This window comes from uncultured Stenotrophomonas sp., assembly GCF_945952405.1.
GTDB lineage: Bacteria > Pseudomonadota > Gammaproteobacteria > Xanthomonadales > Xanthomonadaceae > Stenotrophomonas.
The window spans coordinates 92,446-110,762 of sequence record NZ_CAMFIA010000013.1; the positions used below are offsets into that span (position 1 = coordinate 92,446).

Genomic DNA, 18,317 nt, shown 5'->3' on the forward strand with positions numbered 1-18,317 from the left:
GCGCATGGACGGTTCGCCGCGCATCGTGTATCTAGATTTGCAGATTGGGGAGCAGTGCATGCAGAACGCGAACGACATCACCATCCGCCTGCTAATCGTCGACGACAGCGGCGAGAACGCTGAAGCCATCGTCAGCGCCCTGCGCAACAGCGGCATCGCGGTGCGCCCATCGCGCCCGCAGGATGCGGCCGAGCTGGCCCAGGTGCTGGCCAGCCAGGCCATCGACCTGGTGCTGGCCTCGCCCTCGCAGGGTATTCCGCTGCCCTTGGTGGCCCAGCACATCGCCGCCAGCGGCAAGGACATCCCACTGGTGCTGCTCGCCGAGCGCATCGACGAGGACGAGCTGGTGCAGGCCAGCAGCCATGGCATCCGTGCCCTCGCCCTGCGCCAGCGCCCCGAACACCTGCTCGCGGTGGTCCGTGACCAGTGGGTGGACCTGCAGGCGCGCCGCGGCCTGCGACGCATCGAGGCGCAGATGCGCGAGACCGAGCGCCGCTGCGACGCGTTGATCGCGTCCTCGCGCGATCCGATCGCCTACGTGCATGAAGGCATGCACATCCGCGCCAACGACGCCTACCTGGAGATGTTCGGCTACGCGCATTTCGACGACATCGAAGGCATTTCACTGCTGGACATGGTCGCTGCCCAGCACGTGGAGGGGTTCAAGCAGCTGCTGAAGGGCCTCAGCCGTGGCGAGGCGCCGCCGCCGCAGTACCAGCTCGATGCCCGTCACGAGGATGGCAGCGCCTTCCCGGCGACGATGGAGTTCACCGCCGCCACCTACGAAGGCGAGTCCTGCCTGCAGGTGGTGCTCCGCCGCCGCATGGAGTTCGACCCGGAGCTGGCGCGCGAAGTCGAGGACCTGCGCCAGCGCGACCAGGTCACCGGCCTGCTCAACCGCCCGACCTTCATGCTGCAGCTGGAAAGCGCAGTGGCCCAGGCCGGCCGCAGCGAAGGCCAGTTCGGCCTGCTGCTGATCGAACCGGACCACTACGCGCGCCTGCTGCCGGACATCGGCCTGGCCTCGGCCGACACCCTGATCGGCGCCCTCGCCGCGCTGCTCGCCGACGTGGTCGGCGGGGACGCGCAGCTGGCCCGCTTCGGCGAACACAATTTCGCCGTGCTGCTGGCCGCGCCGTATGCGCAAACCGTGGCACTGGCCGAGCGCATCCGCGAGGCCTACGCCGCGCACGTGTTCAGCATCGGCGCGCGATCGGCCACGGTGACCGTCAGCATCGGTGGCGTGCAGGTCGGCGAGAAGATCGCCAGCATCGGCCAGGTACTGGCGCGCGCCAGCGAATGCACGCATGCCGCTGCGCAGCTGGGCAACACCTGCCGCATCTTCGACCCGGCCGCCGCCGATCGCGTCGAGGAAGAGCGCGTGCTGCGCTGGGTCGCACGCATCCGCGAAGCGCTGGCCGGCGACGGCTTCCAGCTGCACTACCAGCCGGTGCTGAACCTGCAGGGCGAGCCGCTGGAGCTGTACGAGGCCTACCTGCGCCTGGAGCACAACGGCGAACTGTTGAGCCCGACGGCCTTCCTCGGCATCGCCGAGGAACACGGCCTGCTCGCCGACATCAACCGCTGGGTGGTGACCCAGGCGATTGCGGTGCTGGGCCAGCGCGCACGCGCAGGCAACGCCACCCAGGTGCTGGTCAAGGTCACGCCGGAGTCGTTCGAGGATCCGCAGATGATCGCCACCCTGCGCCGCGAACTGCAGGCCCAGGGCGTACCCGGCGAACGCCTGTGGCTGCACGCACCGGAAGCGAAAGTGTTCACCCACCTGCGCAGCGCGCAGCAGTTCCTGGCCGAGGTCTCGCCGCTGGGCTGCCGGATCGGCCTGGAACAGTTCGGCTCGGGCCTGGATTCGTTCCAGCTGCTGGCCCACTTCCAGCCGCAGTTCCTCAAGCTGGACCGCGGCTTCACCAGCGACCTGGCCGCCACCCGCGAGAACATCGACCGTATCAGCCAGATCACCGCGCGTGCGCAGGAAGCCGGCATCCGCACCATCGCCGAGTTCGTCAGCGACGCCAATTCGATGACCCTGCTGTTCAGCGCCGGCGTGGACTACGTGCAGGGCGATTTCGTCGGCCCGGCGCTGCCGGAAATGGGCTTCGAGTTCGGCTGACCAAAGGGGCTGCTCACCAGCTCCACCCCGGTAGTGCCGGCCGCTGGCCGGCAGCCACCTCCCCGCAAACAAAAGGCCGGCTTGCGCCGGCCTTTCGGTTGATCAGGTCATGTCGACCAGGTGCTCGATCTTCACGTCCGGGTTGACGTCCGCTTCGTAGTCGACGCCGTCCACGCCGAACCCGAACAGGCGCAGGAAGTCGGCCTTGTAGCCGGCCAGATCGCTGATCTCGTACAGGTTCTCGTTGGTCACCTGCGGCCACAGCGCGACCACCTTGCCCTGCACGTCCGCGGCCATTTCCTTGTAGTCGGCACGCAGGCGGCCTTCCTCATCGATCAGCGCGACGGTGTGGCCATCGGCATCGACCAGATCGTGGCGCAGGCGATCGACCGCCACGCCATCGGCCTTGCCGCCGTAGAGGATGTCGTACAGCACGTCCAGCTGCTCGATGCAGCCTTCATGGGTACCCTTTTCCTTCATCACCTTGAACAGCAGCGACAGGTACAGCGGCATGGTCGGAATGGCCGAGCTGGCCTGGGTGACCACCGCCTTCAGCACCGACACGCGCGCGTCGCCACCGATCTTCGCCAGCGACTCGCGCAGGCCGAGCACCTTGTTGTCCAGGTCCTTCTTGGCCGCGCCGATCGAACCATTCCAGTAGATGGCCTGGGTGATCTCTTCGCCGACGTAGGTGAAGGCGGTGGTGGTGCAGCCATTGGCCAGCACACCGGCATCGGCCAGTGCATCGATCCACATCTGCCAGTCTTCGCCGCCCATGACCGCGACGGTGCCGGCGATTTCTTCCGGGGTGGCCGGCTGCAGGGTGGTCTCGGTGATCACTTCCTTGTCGGTATCCAGTCCACGCAGGGTGATCTGCTCACCGATCGGCTTCAGCGTCGAGCTGATGATCTCGCCGCTCTTCGGGTGCTTGCGGCGCGGCGCAGCCAGGCTGTAAACGACCTGGTCGACCTGGCCGAGGTCGGCCTTGATCATCTCGATGGCCTTGGCCTTCACTTCATCGGAGAAGGCATCGCCGTTGATGCTCTTGGCATACAGGCCGGCTTCGTCGGCGTACTTGTGGAAGGCGGCCGAGTTGTACCAGCCGGCGGTACCCGGCTTGGTCTCGCTGCCCGGACGCTCGAAGAAGATGCCCAGGGTGGCCGCGCCGCTGCCGAAGGCGGCGGTGATGCGCGCCGCCAGGCCGTAGCCGGTGGAAGCACCGATCACCAGCACGCGCTTGGGGCCATTCTGGATCGGCGGGCGAGCGCGGATGTAGTCGATCTGCTGCTTGACCGCGGCTTCGCAGCCGGTCGGGTGGGTGGTGACGCAGATGAAGCCGCGGACGCGCGGTTTGATGACCATGGATACCTCGGGTTGGCAGATGCGGCGCACGGGGCGCTCAGCAGGAATACGGGCGCGCGCCGGCGCGCGCGAACCGCAGGATCGTAGTGCGCGGGACGCGAATGCACAACCGACGCTGGCGTAGGGTGGGGTTTGTTCTGCAGGGCTGCGCCCTGCACCTGCAGAGGCAACGTCAACGGCAGAAGCTGGGTTCCTGTGGATTGGCGGGGTGGGTCCGGTTGCGGGGGACGCCGTAGATCCGTCCATGGAGGCTCGGTCGCGCCATCCATGGCGCTCACGCCCCCGCAACCGGACCCACCCCGCCTTCGACAGATTTCCGCGATCTGTCGGAACGGCATTCTGCCCTGGTGGCGGTCGACCTTGGTCGACACAGTAGATCCACGCCATGCGTGGATGACTCATTCGATATCCGGCAGATGTGCCGACCAAGGTCGACACCTACCAACAGCCGCAGGAATCTGTCGGAGGTGGGGCCATCCCACGGAATGCACGCTGTTGCCGGCCAGCGGCCGGCACTACCGTGGGTGCAGGGCGCAGCCCTGCAAACAGAAAACCCCGCTTGCGCGGGGTTCTCCGTGTGTTGCGTGCCGCGCGAACGCTTACGGGCGACGGGCCAGCGCCTCGACGTCCTTCGCCTTCGGCAGCAGGTCCTGCTTGCTCACGCGCAGGAAGCCGATCGTCAGCATAGGCACCGCCACCAGGATCGAGGACAGCACCACGATCACCGCACCGATCATGTGCGTCTCGGCCAGGCCTTCCATCGAGCTGCCACCGTACATGTACAGCGCCAGCGCCGACAGGAAGAACATCACCGCGGTGATCACCGTACGCGACAGCGTCTGGTTGATCGAGCGGTTCAGCACTTCCATCGAGTCAACGCGCAGGCTGCGGAAGTTCTCGCGGACGCGGTCGAACACCACGATGATGTCGTTGATCGCAAAGCCCATCACCGACAGCAGGCCGGCCAGCACGGTCAGGTCGAACTCGCGGCCCAGCAGCGACACATAGGCCACCGTCACGATCAGGTCGAACATGGCCACGATACTGGCGGTGACCGCGAACTTCCATTCGAAGCGCACCGCGATGTAGATCAGGAAGCCGGCCAGCATGAAGATGGTGGCGTACAGGCCATTCATCGCCAGGTCCTTGCCGATCTGCGGACCCACGAACTCGTTGCGCAGCACGGTGGCCTGGTTGTCCGTGGTGGACAGGGCCTTGACCACGGCGGCGGCCGTGGCCTTGTCCTCGGCCGCGGCATCACCGGTACCCGGGGCATGCTCGCCGTGCGGGGCCAGGCGGATCAGCAGGTCGGTGTTGCCACCGACGCTCTGCACCTGGGCGCCCTCGAAGCCGTTCTGCTCGAGCTTGGTACGGACCTGCTCGACGTCCACCGCGCGATCGAAGCGGGCCTCGATCAGGGTGCCGCCGGTGAAGTCCAGCGCATAGTTGAAGCCCTTGAAGCCGATGATGGCAATCGAGGCCAGGAACACCACGATGGTGACCGCCATGGCGACATGGCGCCACCGCATGAAGTCGATCTTGGTGTCGTTCGGGAGGATGTGCAGCGGAAACAGTTTCATGTGCGTGTCGTCCCGTCAGATGGCCACGTTCTGGAGCTTCTTGCGGCCGCCGTAGATCAGCGTCGCCAGAGCGCGCGACACGGTGATCGCGGTGAACATGGAGGCGAAAATACCGATGATCATGGTCAGCGCGAAGCCCTTCAGCGGACCGGTACCGAATGCGAACAGCGCCACACCGACGATCAGGCCGGTCAGGTTGGCGTCGAGGATGGTGCCCGAAGCACGCTCGTAACCGGTCACGATCGCGGTCTTGCCCGGCACGCCGGCACGCAGCTCTTCACGGATACGCTCGTTGATCAGCACGTTGGCGTCCACCGACAGGCCGACCGACAACGCCAGGCCGGCGAAGCCCGGCAGGGTCATGGTGGCGCCGAACATCGACATCACGGCAACCACGATCAGCAGGTTGAACAGCATCGCGATCGAGGTGATCACGCCGAACATGCGGTAGTAGATGCTGAAGAACACCAGGGTGAACAGGAATGCGAACACCACTGCGCGCATGCCGTTCTTGACGTTCTCGGCACCCAGGCTCGGGCCGACCACGCGCTCTTCGACGAAGTCCATCGGCGCCGCCAGCGAGCCGGACTTCAGCAGCTTGGCCAGGTCCTCGGCTTCCTTCTTCTGCAGGCCGGTGGTCTGGAAGTTCTTGCCGAACACGCCATTGATGTTGGCCACCGAGATCACTTCCTCGTTGACCTTGAAACCACGCACTTCCTGCCCATCCACCACGGTCACGGTCGGCACGCGCTCGGTGTAGACCACCGCCATCGGCTTGTTCACGTTGGCGCTGGTGAAGTCGAACATGCGCTGGCCGCCGACGTTGTTCAGCGTCACGCTGACTGCCGGGGAGCCACTGTTGGAATCGGTCACCGCCTGCGCGCCGACCATCTGGTCGCCGGTGACGATCACGCGCTTGTTCAGCAGGATCGGGCCGCGGCCATCACGCTGCTGGTAGACCTTGGCTTCCGGCGGGATGCGGCCGGCGGCGATGGCGTCCTGCGCATTGCCTTCGACCACCGCACGGTATTCCAGGGTGGCGGTGGCACCGATCATGCGCTTGGCTTCGGCGGTGTCCTGCACGCCGGGCAGCTGCACGACCACGCGGTCGGCACCCTGGCGCTGGATGATCGGCTCGGCCACGCCGAGCTGGTTCACGCGGTTGCGCAGGGTGTTGATGTTCTGCTCGATGGCGCCATTGGCGATCTGTGCGATCTCGGCGTCCGGCACGGTCACCGTGATGCGGCTGCCGCTGACGTCGTAGCCGAGGGTCGGCTGCGCCTTGACCAGCGCGGTACGGGCACGCTGCGCGGCGTCGTCGCCGGCGGACGGGCTCAGGTTGGCCACGATGCTGTTGTCAGCGCGGCGTTCCACCGACTGGTAGGCGATGCGCGCGTCACGCAGGGTGCTGCGCACGTCTTCGGTGTAGGCATCCAGGCGCTTGTCCAGCGCGGCCTTCTGGTCGACCTGCAGCACGAAGTGCACGCCGCCCTGCAGGTCCAGGCCCAGCACCATCGGACGACCGCCGAGGTTGGCCAGCCAGTCCGGCACGGTCGAGGCCAGGTTCAGGGCCACGGTGTACTGCTCGCCGACGGTGTCGCGCAGCGCGTCGCTGGCAGCGGACTGTGCCTTCAGGTCCGACAGGCGGACGATCAGGCTTTCCCCTTCCTTCTCGGCACCGATCGTGGCGATACCGGCCTTCTTCAGGTCGGCCAGCACACGGTCACGCAGCACATCGTCGATCTGCCCGCCGCGGTTGGCGGTGATCTGGATGGCCGGGTCCTTCTGGTAGATGTTGGGCAGCGCGTACAGCGCGCTGAGCGCCAGTACGATCAGGATGACGACGTACTTCCAGCGTGGAAATTCGAGCATTGCTTGGGTCCCGCGCGGCGCCATCCCCGGCGCCGCGGTTGTACTTCGGAAAGGGAGTGGCTTACTTGGCCGAATCCAGGGTGCCGGTCGGCAGCACGCTGCCAACAGCGCCCTTCTGCACGCGGATGCGCACGTTGTCGGCCACTTCGATGGTGATGAAGTTGTCGCCGATATCGGTGACCTTGCCGGCGATGCCGCCGTTGGTCAGCACTTCGTCGCCACGCTTGATCTTCTCCAGCATGGACTTGTGCTCCTTCTGCCGCTTCATCTGCGGGCGGATCATCAGGAAGTACATGATGGCGATCAGGATGATCGGGAACAGCAGCGTGGTCAGGCCCATGCCCTGCGGTTGGCCGCCAGCGGCCTGGGCGTGGGCGGCGGGAATCAGGAAGGCAAGCAGGTTCATCGTTGGTCCTTTGGTTGGGCGGCGCTTCGGCCGTTTCACGGGCACGAGGTGTCGACCGCGGATCTGGGTCAGCCTTGAAGTATGCCACGGCCCCGGGCATTCGTCCTTGGGCCGTTTGGCAGGGGGCGTTCGGGTTACAGGGGCGGCGCTACCGCCCCGCGTGCCGCGTAGAAAGACTCACGGAAGGCCAGGAAGGTTCCCGCCTCGATCGCCGCACGGATATCGGCCATGAGCTTCTCGTAATAGAACAGGTTGTGCAGGGTGCCCAGCATCGGCGCCAGCATCTCGTTGCAGCGGTCCAGGTGGCGCAGGTAGGAACGGGTGTAGCCACCGGTGCAGGCCACGCAGCCGCAGCCCGGCTCGATCGGGTCCATGTCGCGTGCGTACTGGGAGTTGCGGATGCGTACGGTGCCGAACGAGGTGAAATAGTGGCCGTTGCGCGCATTGCGGGTCGGCATCACGCAGTCGAACATGTCCACGCCACGCGCCACGCCCTCGACCAGGTCTTCCGGCCGACCCACGCCCATCAGGTAGCGCGGGCGGTCGCCCGGCAGCTCCGGGTCCAGGTGGTCGAGCATGGCGTTGCGCTCGTGTTCCGGCTCGCCCACGGCCAGGCCGCCGATGGCATAGCCGTCGAAGCCGATCGCCTGCAGGGCATCGGCCGAGCGGCTGCGCAGGTCGGTGTGCACGCCGCCCTGGACGATGCCGAACAGGGCCGCGTCGTTGCCCAGCTCGTCATGCGCGTTGCGGCTGCGCTGGGCCCAGCGCAGGCTCAGCTCCATCGAACGGCGGGCGACGTCCTCGGTGGCCGGGTACGGCGTGCACTCGTCGAAGATCATCACGATGTCCGAATCGAGCACCTTCTGGATCTTCATGCTTTCCTCGGGGCCGAGGAACACGCGGGCGCCGTCGGTCGGCGAGGCGAAGGTCACGCCCTGCTCGGTGATCTTGCGGCGGTGGGCCAGCGAAAACACCTGGAAGCCACCGGAGTCGGTCAGGATCGGCCCGTCCCAGCGGCAGAAGCCGTGCAGGCCGCCATGGTCGGCGATGATGTCCAGGCCCGGGCGCAGGTACAGGTGGAAGGTGTTGCCGAGGATGATCTCGGCGCCCAGCGCACGCACCTGGTCCGGCAGGATGCCCTTGACCGAGCCATAGGTCCCGACCGGCATGAAGGCCGGCGTTTCCACCGTGCCGCGCGGGAAGGTCAGGCGGCCACGACGGGCACGGCCGTCGCGGGTCTTGAGCTGGAACTGCAGTCGGGACATGGAGCGGTCATTCAGGCAAATAGTCGCGCATTGTCTCCTGAAACCGGTATCTGGACCAAGATCCGCGCATTCAGGCACCGCCCCCACTAGCCCGGGCCGGCAAAGCGCGGATCGGCGGCCATCGCCGCCGCCAGGCCATCGATGACCGTCCGCACCCGCCTCGGCAGGTGGTGGCCGCGCGGCCATACCAGCTGGATCGGCAGCAGCGGCGGGCGTTCGCGCGGCAGCACCGGCTGCAATGCCCCGGACTGCAGGTGGGGCGCGGCCAGCCACTGCGGCAGCAGGCCGATGCCCTGCCCGGCCAGCACCGCGTCCAGCAGCGCACCACTGTCACCCAGCGCGATCTGGTCGCCCGCCGGCAACGGCTGCGACAGCCAGGGCCAGCCATCGGCACGGGACTGCAGCAGGCAGGTATGGCCCTGCAGGTCGGCGACACCGGTCGGCACCCCGGCCACGCGCAGATAGGCCGGCGCGGCCACCAGCCCGGTCGGCTGCCGCCCCAGCCGCCGCGCCACCCACTCGGCACGGTCGGGCAACGCGCCGATCCGCAGCGCCAGGTCGACGCCTTCGGCGACCAGCTCGCTGCGCCGGGTGCTGAACTCGATATCGAACCGCAATCCCGGCGAGCGCGCACGCAACGCGAACAGCGCCGGCATCAGCCACAGCCGGCCAAGCTGCGGCGGCGCACTGATCCGGATCCGGCCACCGGCCGCACCCGCTCCGGCGCCAAGCACCTCTTCGGCCGCCGCCAACGCCTCCAATGCCCGCCTGGCGTAGCCGTGCAGCGCCTCGCCGGCCTCGCTCAGGCGCAGCTGGCGCCGGCTGCGCTCGAACAGGCGCACGTTGCGGCGCTCTTCAAGGCGGCTGACCGCCTTGCTCACCGCCGAGCGCGACAGGCCCAGCCGCACCCCGGCCGCACTGAAGGTGCCACTGTCGGCCACGGCCACGAACGCGCGCAGCCCCGCCAGCACATCATCGCTGCCCATTGCGTGCACACCTGTCCCGTTGAAGGTGACCCATTGTCACGCAGCGGCCACCTAGTGTGGGAGCCCCCTCTCTGGAAACAACGGACATGAGCCTGGCAGCAAAGACCCTCGTCATCATCGGCGGCAGCTCCGGCATCGGCCTGCGTGCGGCGAGGCGCGCCGCCGCACAGGGCGCCCGGGTGGTGATCGGCGGGCGTGATCCGCAGCGGCTGCAGCGCGCGCTGCAGGAGATCGGCCACGACGCACGCGCGCTGCAGGTCGACGCCACCTCGGCGGAGGCGCTACGCGCGTTCTTCGCCGCCATCGGAACCGTCGATGCGCTGTTCACCCCGGGCGCAAGCTACCGGGTCGGCCCGTTCGCAGCGGACGACACGGCGCTGGCGCACAGCCCCTTCGACGGCAAGTTCTGGCCGCAGTACCAGGCCGTGCACGCGGCCCTGCCCTACCTGGCGGCCGATGCCGCGATCGTGCTGGTGGCCGGCGCGGCCGGCGCGCGCCCGGTCAATGGCGCGGCCGCGTATGCGGCCTGCAACAGTGCCATCGAAGGGCTGGGCCGCGCCCTGGCCACGGAACTGGCGCCGCGCCGGGTCAACGTGATCTCGCCAGGCACGCTGGATGGCGAACTGTGGCAAGGCCGCCCGGCGGCGGTGCGCGAGGCGGCGTTCCAGCACTATGCCGATGTCAGCCTGCTGCGCCGCGTGGCCAGCGTGGAGGATGCAGCGGATGCCGCGCTGTTCCTGCTCGGCAACCCGGCAATGACCGGATCGACCCTGTACCCGGATAGCGGGTATGTCTTGCGGTGAGTCCGTCGTGCGCACCAACGGTGCGCACCCACCGGGTGAGAGGTGCGCACCCACCGGGTGAGAAGTGCGCAGCCGCCCAATCAATTCAACGCTGCGCACTCACCCCATCAATGGCATGGCCCGGCGTTAGCGGGCCGATGCGGTGGAACCATGCCGTGCACGGTCGAGCATGGCCCGGCGTTACCGGACGATGCAGTAGATCCACGCCATGCGTGGATGACGCGTGCTTCAGTCCGCCTGCGGGAACAGCAGCATGGCGTCGCCATAGCTGAAGAAGCGGTAGCGCTGTTCGATCGCGTGCCGGTAGGCCTCGAACACGCGCTCCTTGCCGGCAAACGCCGAAATCATCATCAACAGCGTGCTTTCCGGCAGATGGAAGTTGGTCACCATCGCATCCACGCTGCGGATGCGGTAACCCGGGGTAATGAAGATCTGCGTCTCGCCGGCGAACGGCAGCAACTCGCCATCGCGCATCGCGCTTTCCAGCGCGCGTACCACGGTGGTGCCGACGCCGATCACCCGGCCGCCGGCCGCCCGCGTACGCCGTACCTGCTGCACCAGCTCGGCCCCCACGTTCAACCACTCGCGGTGCATCACGTGATCTTTCAGGTCATCCGCACGTACCGGCTGGAAGGTGCCCGCACCGACATGCAGGGTGACATGGCCGAACGCCACGCCCTTGTCCTTCAGCGCGGCCAGCAGCGGCTCGTCGAAATGCAGGCCGGCGGTCGGCGCCGCCACCGCGCCGACTTCACGCGCGAACACGGTCTGGTAGCGCTCGCGGTCGTCCACGCCCGGCTCACGCTGGATGTACGGCGGCAGCGGCAGCCGGCCCGCGTGCAGCAGCCATTGCTCCAGCGCCTCCGGCACATGGAACTCCAGCACGTAGAACTCGCCATCGCGGCCCAGCACCTCGGCCTCGCCGCCGGCGTCCAGCGCGATCCGGCTGCCCGCCTTCGGCGACTTGCTGGCGCCCACCTGCGCACGGGCCTGCTGGGCACCGAGCAGCCGCTCGATCAGGATCTCGACACGGCCACCGCTGGCCTTCTGCCCGAACAGGCGCGCCGGGATCACCCGGGTATCGTTGAACACCAGCAGGTCGCCCGGCTGCAGCAGGGACGGCAGGTCGCGCACCTTTACATCGGTGAACGCCGCAGGCGCCGGCGGAACCAGCATCAGGCGGCTGGCGGAACGTTCGGCCAGGGGCGCCTGCGCGATCAGTTCGGCCGGCAGGTCGTAGTGGAAATCGGACTTCTTCAAGGCAGTGGGCGGCAACAGGTCGACAATGGCGCGCATTGTACGTCCAGCGTCTGCGAGCCGGCGTGCTTCGCGGCGAACGTCGCGCAAAATGCTGCTATGCAGCAGGTTTCTGCGGGGTTATCGCGCAAAAAAACAAGTGCTAGCATCGAACCGGAAGTCCGCTGCACGAGCCTGCCCCCAAGCGCGCGTGATGACGCGCGTTTTGCTTTTGAAGGCCCGTGCGACCCATCGTTTCAGGAGATCTGCAATGAGCTTCATCGAACGCCTCGCCCCCCTGCGCAACCAGCCCGGTACCCGCCTCACCACCGGCCTGGACGACGCCACCCTGACCGCCCTGTCCGCCCGCCACCCGCAGCTGATCGCCGCGGTGGACGCCGCCGCCGAGGAATTCGCGCGCGTGCAGGCCGACCTCGGGCCGTTGCTGGCGCAGGACGAACAGGCCCAGGTCGACGCGATGCAGGACGGTTTCGTCAATTTCTACGCGGATGATGCGGTGACCCCGTACGTGGCGCTGGCCGCGCGCGGCCCGTGGGTGGTCACCCTGAAGGGCGCCGTGCTGTACGACGCCGGCGGCTACGGCATGCTCGGCTTCGGGCACACGCCGGAGGCCGTGCTGGAGGCGATGGCACGCCCGCAGGTGATGGCCAACATCATGACCCCCAGCCTGTCGCAGCAGCGTTTCGTCACCGCCCTGCGCGCCGAGATCGGGCACCGCCGTGGCGGCTGCCCGTTCGCCCGTTTCATGTGCCTGAATTCCGGTTCCGAGGCCGTGGGCCTGGCCGCGCGCATCGCCGACGTCAATGCCAAGCTGCAGACCGATCCGGGCGCGCGCCATGCCGGTGCGGCGATCAAGCGCGTGGTGGTCAAGGGCAGCTTCCATGGCCGCACCGACCGACCGGCGCTGTACTCCGATTCCAGCCGCAAGAGCTACATGCAGCACCTGGCCAGCTACCGTGGCGAGGACTCGGTGATCACCGTCGCGCCGTACGATGAGGCCGGCCTGCGCAGGGTGTTCGAAGACGCCGCGCGCAACCAGTGGTTCATCGAAGCGGTGTTCCTGGAGCCGGTGATGGGTGAAGGCGACCCGGGCCGCTCGGTACCGCCGGCGTTCTACGCGCTGGCCCGTGAACTGACCCGCGCACACGGCAGCCTGCTGCTGCTGGACTCGATCCAGGCCGGCCTGCGTGCGCATGGCGTACTGTCGGTGGTCGATTACCCTGGCTTCGAAGGCCTGGACCCGCCGGACATGGAGACCTACTCCAAGGCGCTCAACGCCGCGCAGTACCCGCTGTCGGTGCTGGCAGTGACCGAACATGCCGCACAGCTGTACCGGAAGGGCATCTACGGCAACACCATGACCAGCAACCCGCGTGCGCTGGATGTGGCCTGCGCCACCCTGGCCCAGCTGACCCCGCAGGTGCGCGCCAACATCGCCGAGCGCGGTGCCGAGGCGGTGCGCAAGCTGGAGCAGCTCAAGGGCGAGCTGGGTGGCCTGATCACCAAGGTGCAGGGTACCGGCCTGCTGTTCTCATGCGAGCTGGCCCCGCAGTTCAAGTGCTACGGCGCCAACTCCACCGAGGAATGGCTGCGCCAGCACGGCATCAACGTGATCCACGGCGGCGAGAACTCGCTGCGCTTCACCCCGCACTTCGGCATGGACAGCGAGGAGCTGGACCTGCTGGTGGGCATGGTCGGCCGCGCCCTGCGTGAAGGCCCGCGCCGCGAACAGGCCGCCGCGGCGTAAGCCCCGACCTGTGTAGAGCCGGGCTTGCCCGGCTCAGCCTTGGCCGCGATCTGAACGAAGGGCGGCCGAGCATGGCTCGGCTCTACAAAAGGCCTCCCACGGCCTCATAATCCCTGGACACCCCGCCCGCAACTGCTGATCCGGTTGCCGGCGGGGCGTTTTCGTTTCCGGCCAAGAGACAGGAAGATCCATGAAGTCGATCTGTGTGTACTGTGGTTCCAACGCCGGCAGCAAGCCGGCCTATACCGAACGCGCCATTGCCCTGGGTGACCGCATCGCCCGCGACGGCCTGCGCCTGGTGTACGGCGGCGGCAATGTCGGCCTGATGGGAACCGTGGCCAACGCCGTGCTCGCCGCCGGCGGCGAGGTGACCGGGGTGATCCCGCGCCAGCTGGCCGACTGGGAAGTGGCCCATCGCGGCCTGACCGAACTGGAGATCGTCGGCTCGATGCACGAGCGCAAGTCGCGCATGTTCGACCTGGCCGACGGTTTCGTCGCCCTGCCGGGCGGCTTCGGCACCCTGGAAGAGATCTTCGAGATGCTGACCTGGCGCCAGCTGGGCATCGGCAACAAGCCGTGCGCGTTCCTCGACGTGGAGGGTTTCTACGCGCCGCTGATCGGCATGATCGATCGCATGGTCGACGAACGCTTCCTGCACCCGGACCAGCGCCAGGACCTGTGGTACGGCTCGGACATCGAGGAAATGCTGGGCTGGATGCGGGACTACCAGCCGGCACAGGCCTCGAAGTGGATCGACGAAAAGCGCCGCGCGGCGCTGCGCTGATGCCGCGGCACGCGGTGGCTCAGACCGCCGCGTGTACCCGGGGTGCCGGCCTGCCCAGCAGGTAGCCCTGGCCGTAGTCACAACCGAGTTCGCGCAGGGTCTGCCGCTGCGCCTCGGTCTCGATACCCTCGCCGATGGTCTCGATGCCCAGGGTGCGTGCCAGCGACAGCACGCCTTCCACCAGCGCGCGCGTGCTCTGCATCTCCGGCCCGTGCAGGCCGGCGATGAAGCTCTGGTCGATCTTCAGCGTACTGATCGGGAAGCGGTGCAGGTAGGACAGTGCCGAGAACCCGGTTCCGAAATCGTCCAGCTGCACCTGGATGCCGCGTTCGCGCAGCCCCTGCAGGATGCGCAGGGTGTGCGGGCCATCATCCAGCAGCGCCACCTCGGTGATTTCCAGGCGCAGCCGATGCGGATCGGCCCCACAGGCATCGAGCAGGCCGAACAGGCGGTCACTGAACTCCGCCGAACGGAAATGGCGCGGTGACACATTCACCGAGACATAGCCGTGGCCACCCTCGGCCAGGCCGGCGATGACCTGCTCATAGATCAGCCAGTCGACCTGTTCGATCAGGCCGCTTTCCTCGCCCAGCTCCAGGAATGCCCCCGGCAGCAGCAGGCCGCGGCGCTCGTGCTGCCAGCGCAGCAGCGCTTCGTGGCCGATCACCTCGCCATCGGACAGGCGCATGATCGGCTGGTAGAACGGCACGAAATCACGGTTGTTGATCGCACGCCGCAGATCGGCTTCCAGATCGAGGCTGCGCATCGCCTGTTCGCGCATGTCCTCGTCGAAGATCGAGCAGCGATCATGGCCCTGCGCCTTGGCCCGGTACATCGCCGCGTCGGCATCGCGCAGCAGCTCCTCGCCGGTGCGGTAGCGCGGGTTCCACAGGGCGATGCCGAGGCTTCCGGACGGGAAAAGCTCGCGCCCAGCGATCCACATTGATTCCTGCAGCGCCAGCAGCAGGCGCTGGCCGAAGTCCAGGGCCTGGGCCAGGCCCTGCGGGCACTGCAGCAGCACGGCGAACTCATCGCCGCCGAGCCGAGCCACCACGTCCTCGGTGCCGGCCATCGACACGATGCGCTTGGCCACTTCCACCAGCATGCGATCGCCGGCGGCATGGCCGATGCTGTCGTTGACCAGCTTGAAGCGGTCCAGATCGAGGAACAGCACAGCGAATACCGGCCCGCCTTCGCGCCGGGCCAGCGCCAGTGCATCCTGCAACCGATCCAGCAGGTGCAGGCGGTTGGGCAGTCCGGTCAGCGCATCGTGCATCGCCTGGTGGGTCAGTCGCTGTTCGGCGCGCAGGCGCTCGCCGATCTGACCCAGCAGCTTTTCGTTGACCTCGGCCAGTTCGCGGGTGCGCTCTTCCACGCGCTTTTCCAGTTCGGCATGCGCTGTGCGCAGCCGTTGCTGGTCACGCTGGCGGGCAAGGCCCGTGCCGATGTTCTGCGCGACGAACGTCAGCAGGCGCTGGTCGTGCACGCTGAACGTGCTGTTCTCGCTGTAGCTCTGCACCACGATCGCACCGACCACTTCGTCGTCGCGCAGCAGCGGCACGCCCAGCCAGCAGTGCGAACGGGCTCCCGATTCACGCACTTCGCCGGCCGCCAGCAGCGCATCGATCTGCGCGCGCGAGGCCAGCAGCGGGCGCCGGTTGCGCACCACGTACTCGGTCAGGCCACGGCTGAACGGCCGCGGCGCACGGCTGGCGTTGTGCTCGTCCACCGAATAGACGAAGTCCAGGCCATTGCCGGCCGGGTTCACCAGCGCGATGTAGAAGTTGCGCGCGTCGAGCAGGCGCCCGACCACGCCATGCACCTGCCCGTAGAACTGCGCCAGGCTGTCGGCCGACATCGCCATCTCGGCGATGTTGTACAGCGCGGTCTGCAACTGTTCGGCACGTCGCCGCTCGGCCACCTCGTCCTGCAGGCTGCGGTTGGCACGCTGCAGTTCCTGGGTGCGCCGCTCCACCTGCCGCTCCAGCCGGACCTGGGCCTGGCGACGGTCCATCGCGGTCTGCACGTGCTGCGCAACGAAGCCCAGCAGGGCGCGCTCGGCCTCGCCATAACGGGCGGCATGCTCGTAGCTCTGCACCACGATGGCACCGCAGACGCGGCCATCGCGCAGCATCGGCACGCCCAGCCAGTCCAGGCTTTCGGGGCCGCGCTGCGGGTCATGCTCCTGCTCGACCACCCGCGCCAGCAGCTCGCGCGAGGGTCCGCTGAGCGGCTTGCCATGGCGCAGCAGCGCCACGGTCAGGCTGCGCGGCATCTCGCTGGCATCATGGCTCTGCGACGGATCGGCGACGAAGTCGTCGACCTGGTCGGCGAAGTACAGGAAGCGGATCTGGTCACGCACATCGTCGTATTCGACGATGTAGCAGTTCTCCGCGTACATCAGCGTGCCCAGCACGCCGTGCACATGGCGCAGCATCTCGCCCATCTCCAGGTCGGCACCGGCCAGGTCGGCAATCTGGAACAGCGCCTGCTGCAGCCGCTCGGCCTCTTCCAGTGCCTTGATCTGCCCGGCCTGGCGGCCGCGCTGCAGGGCCAGCTCCATCGCCTGCCGGGCCAGCCCCCACCACGCCGGTGAAGGCGCCGCGCCGGTCACCGACAAGCGCAGGCGCGCACCGTCGTACTCCCAGCCGTGCTGGCCCTCGCCGATGCCCGGTTCAGCCGCTGCGTCGTCCTCACCCGCCGCCGGCCAACCGCCCCGGCCGGAGCCCAGCTGCGGGTCGTCCCAGCCGACCCGGACCACGGCGGACTCCGGCAGCAGCGCATGCAATGCGCGCACCAGCGCCGTGCTCAGCACGACCTCGTGTGATGGCTCCCTGGCCGGTTCAGCGTGCGTGGACAAATGACAATCTCTTGGCGCCGCCAGTGCGTCGCCTCCCCTGAGCCGCCGAGCATAGCGCGCCACCCGGGGGGCAATGGAAGCCCGTAAACCCCGATTCGTGCGCCCGTACGTTTTTCCCGTTGACCGCAGCCCCTTCCGAGCCATGAACCTCGCCCTGCCCGCCCCCGCCACCGGCTATGCGCCATCGCCTGCAGGCCTTACCCTGTACGCCGTGGAAGCCAGCGCACTGCCAACCGATGAAGCCTTGATGCTGGCCTGGGCCGGTGGCGACCTGCGTGCGTTCGAAAGCCTGTACGCGCGCCATCGCAAGCGCCTGTTCGGCTTCCTGCTGCGGCAACTGCGCGACAACGCGCTGGCCGAAGAGATCTTCCAGGATGTCTGGCAGCGGGTGATCAGTGCCCGCGCCGGCTGGCAGCCCGAAGCGGCGTTCAGCACCTGGCTGTTCCGCATCGCCCACAACCGCCTGAACGACCACTGGCGTGCTGCCCGCCATCGCCCCGCGGCACCGGCCGATGCCGATCTGCGGCTGGCCGCGATCGAGGATGGGCAGACCCCGGAAGCGGAGCTTTCCGAATTCGAGCAACGTCGCCGCATCCAGCTGGCGATGGAACAACTGCCGCCGGAGCAGCGCGAAGTGCTGCAGCTGCGGCTGGATCAGGAACTGAGCCTGGAGGAGATCGGCCAGATCACCGGCGTAGGCCGGGAGACCGTGAAATCGCGGCTGCGCTATGCGATGGACAAGCTGCGTGCGGGATTGAACGCATGAACCGAGACGAACCGCTGACGCCGGAAGAACACGAGCTGGCCCGCCTGCTCGGCCGTCGTGCCGAACAGGCACCGCCCGCCGCGCTGGACGCCGCCATCCTGGCCGCGGCGCGTGCCGCCGTGGACGCGCCCGAGGCCGCTGCCGCAACGGCAGCGGCGTCCGCACCGCGCCGGCAGCCCACGCGACCGCGCTGGCCAGCAGTGTTCGGCATCGCGGCTTCGATGGTGTTCGCCATCGGCATCGCCTGGCAGCTGCGCCCGGAACCGCCGCCGGTTCCGTCCGGTGAAGCCGCCGTCGCCGCCGCACCGGCCGCTGACATCGCCGCAGCCGACCACGCCGACGGAAACAGCGCCGCGCAAGGTGCGGTTGCGGCCGAACAGCCCGCCGCTGCACCGGCGGCGCCCGAGGCCGCCCCGGCCCCGGCACCGGCCCCGGCCCCGGCAGCGGTTGCCGCTGCACCGGCGCGGGCACCCGCCGTTGCGCCCGCACCCACGCCGGCAC

Annotated in this window: 13 protein-coding genes and 1 pseudogene; 6 read left to right on the plus strand and 8 right to left on the minus strand. The window is 68.1% G+C overall.

The genetic code is table 11. From position 1 onward, the window contains the following. Positions 1 to 58: 58 nt before the first annotated feature. Entirely contained in the window at positions 59 to 2,128 is a 2,070-nt protein-coding gene (locus tag Q0P60_RS14265) for an EAL domain-containing protein (RefSeq protein WP_294994634.1), read from the plus strand. 102 nt (positions 2,129 to 2,230) lie between these two features. Here the strand turns inward: Q0P60_RS14265 and fabV are convergent, their stop codons facing one another. The 6 genes from fabV to Q0P60_RS14295 all read right to left on the minus strand — a co-directional run bounded on the left by fabV (position 2,231) and on the right by Q0P60_RS14295 (position 9,599). Continuing rightward, positions 2,231 to 3,490 carry an enoyl-ACP reductase FabV gene (fabV, locus tag Q0P60_RS14270; protein ID WP_294994637.1) on the minus strand — a complete coding sequence of 420 codons (1,260 nt, stop codon included), beginning with the start codon at positions 3,488 to 3,490 and terminating at the stop codon, positions 2,231 to 2,233. Between the two features lie 599 nt (positions 3,491 to 4,089). Continuing rightward, entirely contained in the window at positions 4,090 to 5,070 is a 981-nt protein-coding gene (gene secF / locus Q0P60_RS14275; protein WP_294994640.1) for a protein translocase subunit SecF, read from the minus strand. A 15-nt stretch (positions 5,071 to 5,085) separates the two neighbouring features. Further along, positions 5,086 to 6,942: a protein translocase subunit SecD gene (gene secD / locus Q0P60_RS14280; protein ID WP_294994643.1), complete on the minus strand. Its 1,857-nt coding sequence runs from the start codon at positions 6,940 to 6,942 to the stop codon at positions 5,086 to 5,088. A gap of 61 nt (positions 6,943 to 7,003) precedes the next feature. Further along, the gene (yajC, locus tag Q0P60_RS14285; RefSeq protein ID WP_294994646.1) at positions 7,004 to 7,348 is read right to left on the minus strand and encodes a preprotein translocase subunit YajC; all 345 of its coding nucleotides are present in this window, start codon (positions 7,346 to 7,348) and stop codon (positions 7,004 to 7,006) included. A 134-nt stretch (positions 7,349 to 7,482) separates the two neighbouring features. Beyond that, entirely contained in the window at positions 7,483 to 8,613 is a 1,131-nt protein-coding gene (tgt, locus tag Q0P60_RS14290) for a tRNA guanosine(34) transglycosylase Tgt (RefSeq protein ID WP_049464416.1), read from the minus strand. Between the two features lie 86 nt (positions 8,614 to 8,699). After that, positions 8,700 to 9,599, minus strand: a complete 900-nt coding sequence (locus Q0P60_RS14295) for a LysR family transcriptional regulator (protein ID WP_294994651.1) — start codon at positions 9,597 to 9,599, stop codon at positions 8,700 to 8,702. A gap of 86 nt (positions 9,600 to 9,685) precedes the next feature. Here Q0P60_RS14295 and Q0P60_RS14300 point away from each other — a divergent pair, with 86 nt between their 5' ends. After that, positions 9,686 to 10,402, plus strand: coding sequence for an SDR family oxidoreductase (locus Q0P60_RS14300; protein WP_294994654.1), 717 nt, complete (start codon positions 9,686 to 9,688; stop codon positions 10,400 to 10,402). A 228-nt stretch (positions 10,403 to 10,630) separates the two neighbouring features. Here Q0P60_RS14300 and queA read toward each other — a convergent pair whose 3' ends face one another. Further along, entirely contained in the window at positions 10,631 to 11,698 is a 1,068-nt protein-coding gene (gene queA, locus Q0P60_RS14305; protein WP_294994657.1) for a tRNA preQ1(34) S-adenosylmethionine ribosyltransferase-isomerase QueA, read from the minus strand. A gap of 211 nt (positions 11,699 to 11,909) precedes the next feature. Here queA and Q0P60_RS14310 point away from each other — a divergent pair, with 211 nt between their 5' ends. Beyond that, positions 11,910 to 13,406, plus strand: a complete 1,497-nt coding sequence (locus Q0P60_RS14310; RefSeq protein WP_294994660.1) for an aminotransferase class III-fold pyridoxal phosphate-dependent enzyme — start codon at positions 11,910 to 11,912, stop codon at positions 13,404 to 13,406. 190 nt (positions 13,407 to 13,596) lie between these two features. Then, a complete protein-coding gene (locus tag Q0P60_RS14315; protein ID WP_294994663.1) occupies positions 13,597 to 14,190 on the plus strand; it encodes a TIGR00730 family Rossman fold protein in 594 nt (197 codons plus the stop codon). A gap of 19 nt (positions 14,191 to 14,209) precedes the next feature. On the opposite strand, the gene Q0P60_RS14320 is transcribed toward Q0P60_RS14315, so the two are convergent. Further along, positions 14,210 to 17,050: a GGDEF domain-containing protein gene (locus Q0P60_RS14320; protein ID WP_294994666.1), complete on the minus strand. Its 2,841-nt coding sequence runs from the start codon at positions 17,048 to 17,050 to the stop codon at positions 14,210 to 14,212. Positions 17,051 to 17,297: 247 nt separating this feature from the next. Here Q0P60_RS14320 and Q0P60_RS14325 point away from each other — a divergent pair, with 247 nt between their 5' ends. Both Q0P60_RS14325 and Q0P60_RS14330 read left to right on the plus strand, forming a co-directional pair. After that, positions 17,298 to 17,816, plus strand: a complete 519-nt coding sequence (locus tag Q0P60_RS14325) for an RNA polymerase sigma factor (RefSeq protein ID WP_229298213.1) — start codon at positions 17,298 to 17,300, stop codon at positions 17,814 to 17,816. Beyond that, positions 17,813 to 18,317: pseudogene (locus Q0P60_RS14330) on the plus strand (hypothetical protein); the annotation flags it as partial. The gene Q0P60_RS14325 and the pseudogene Q0P60_RS14330, both read left to right, overlap by 4 nt.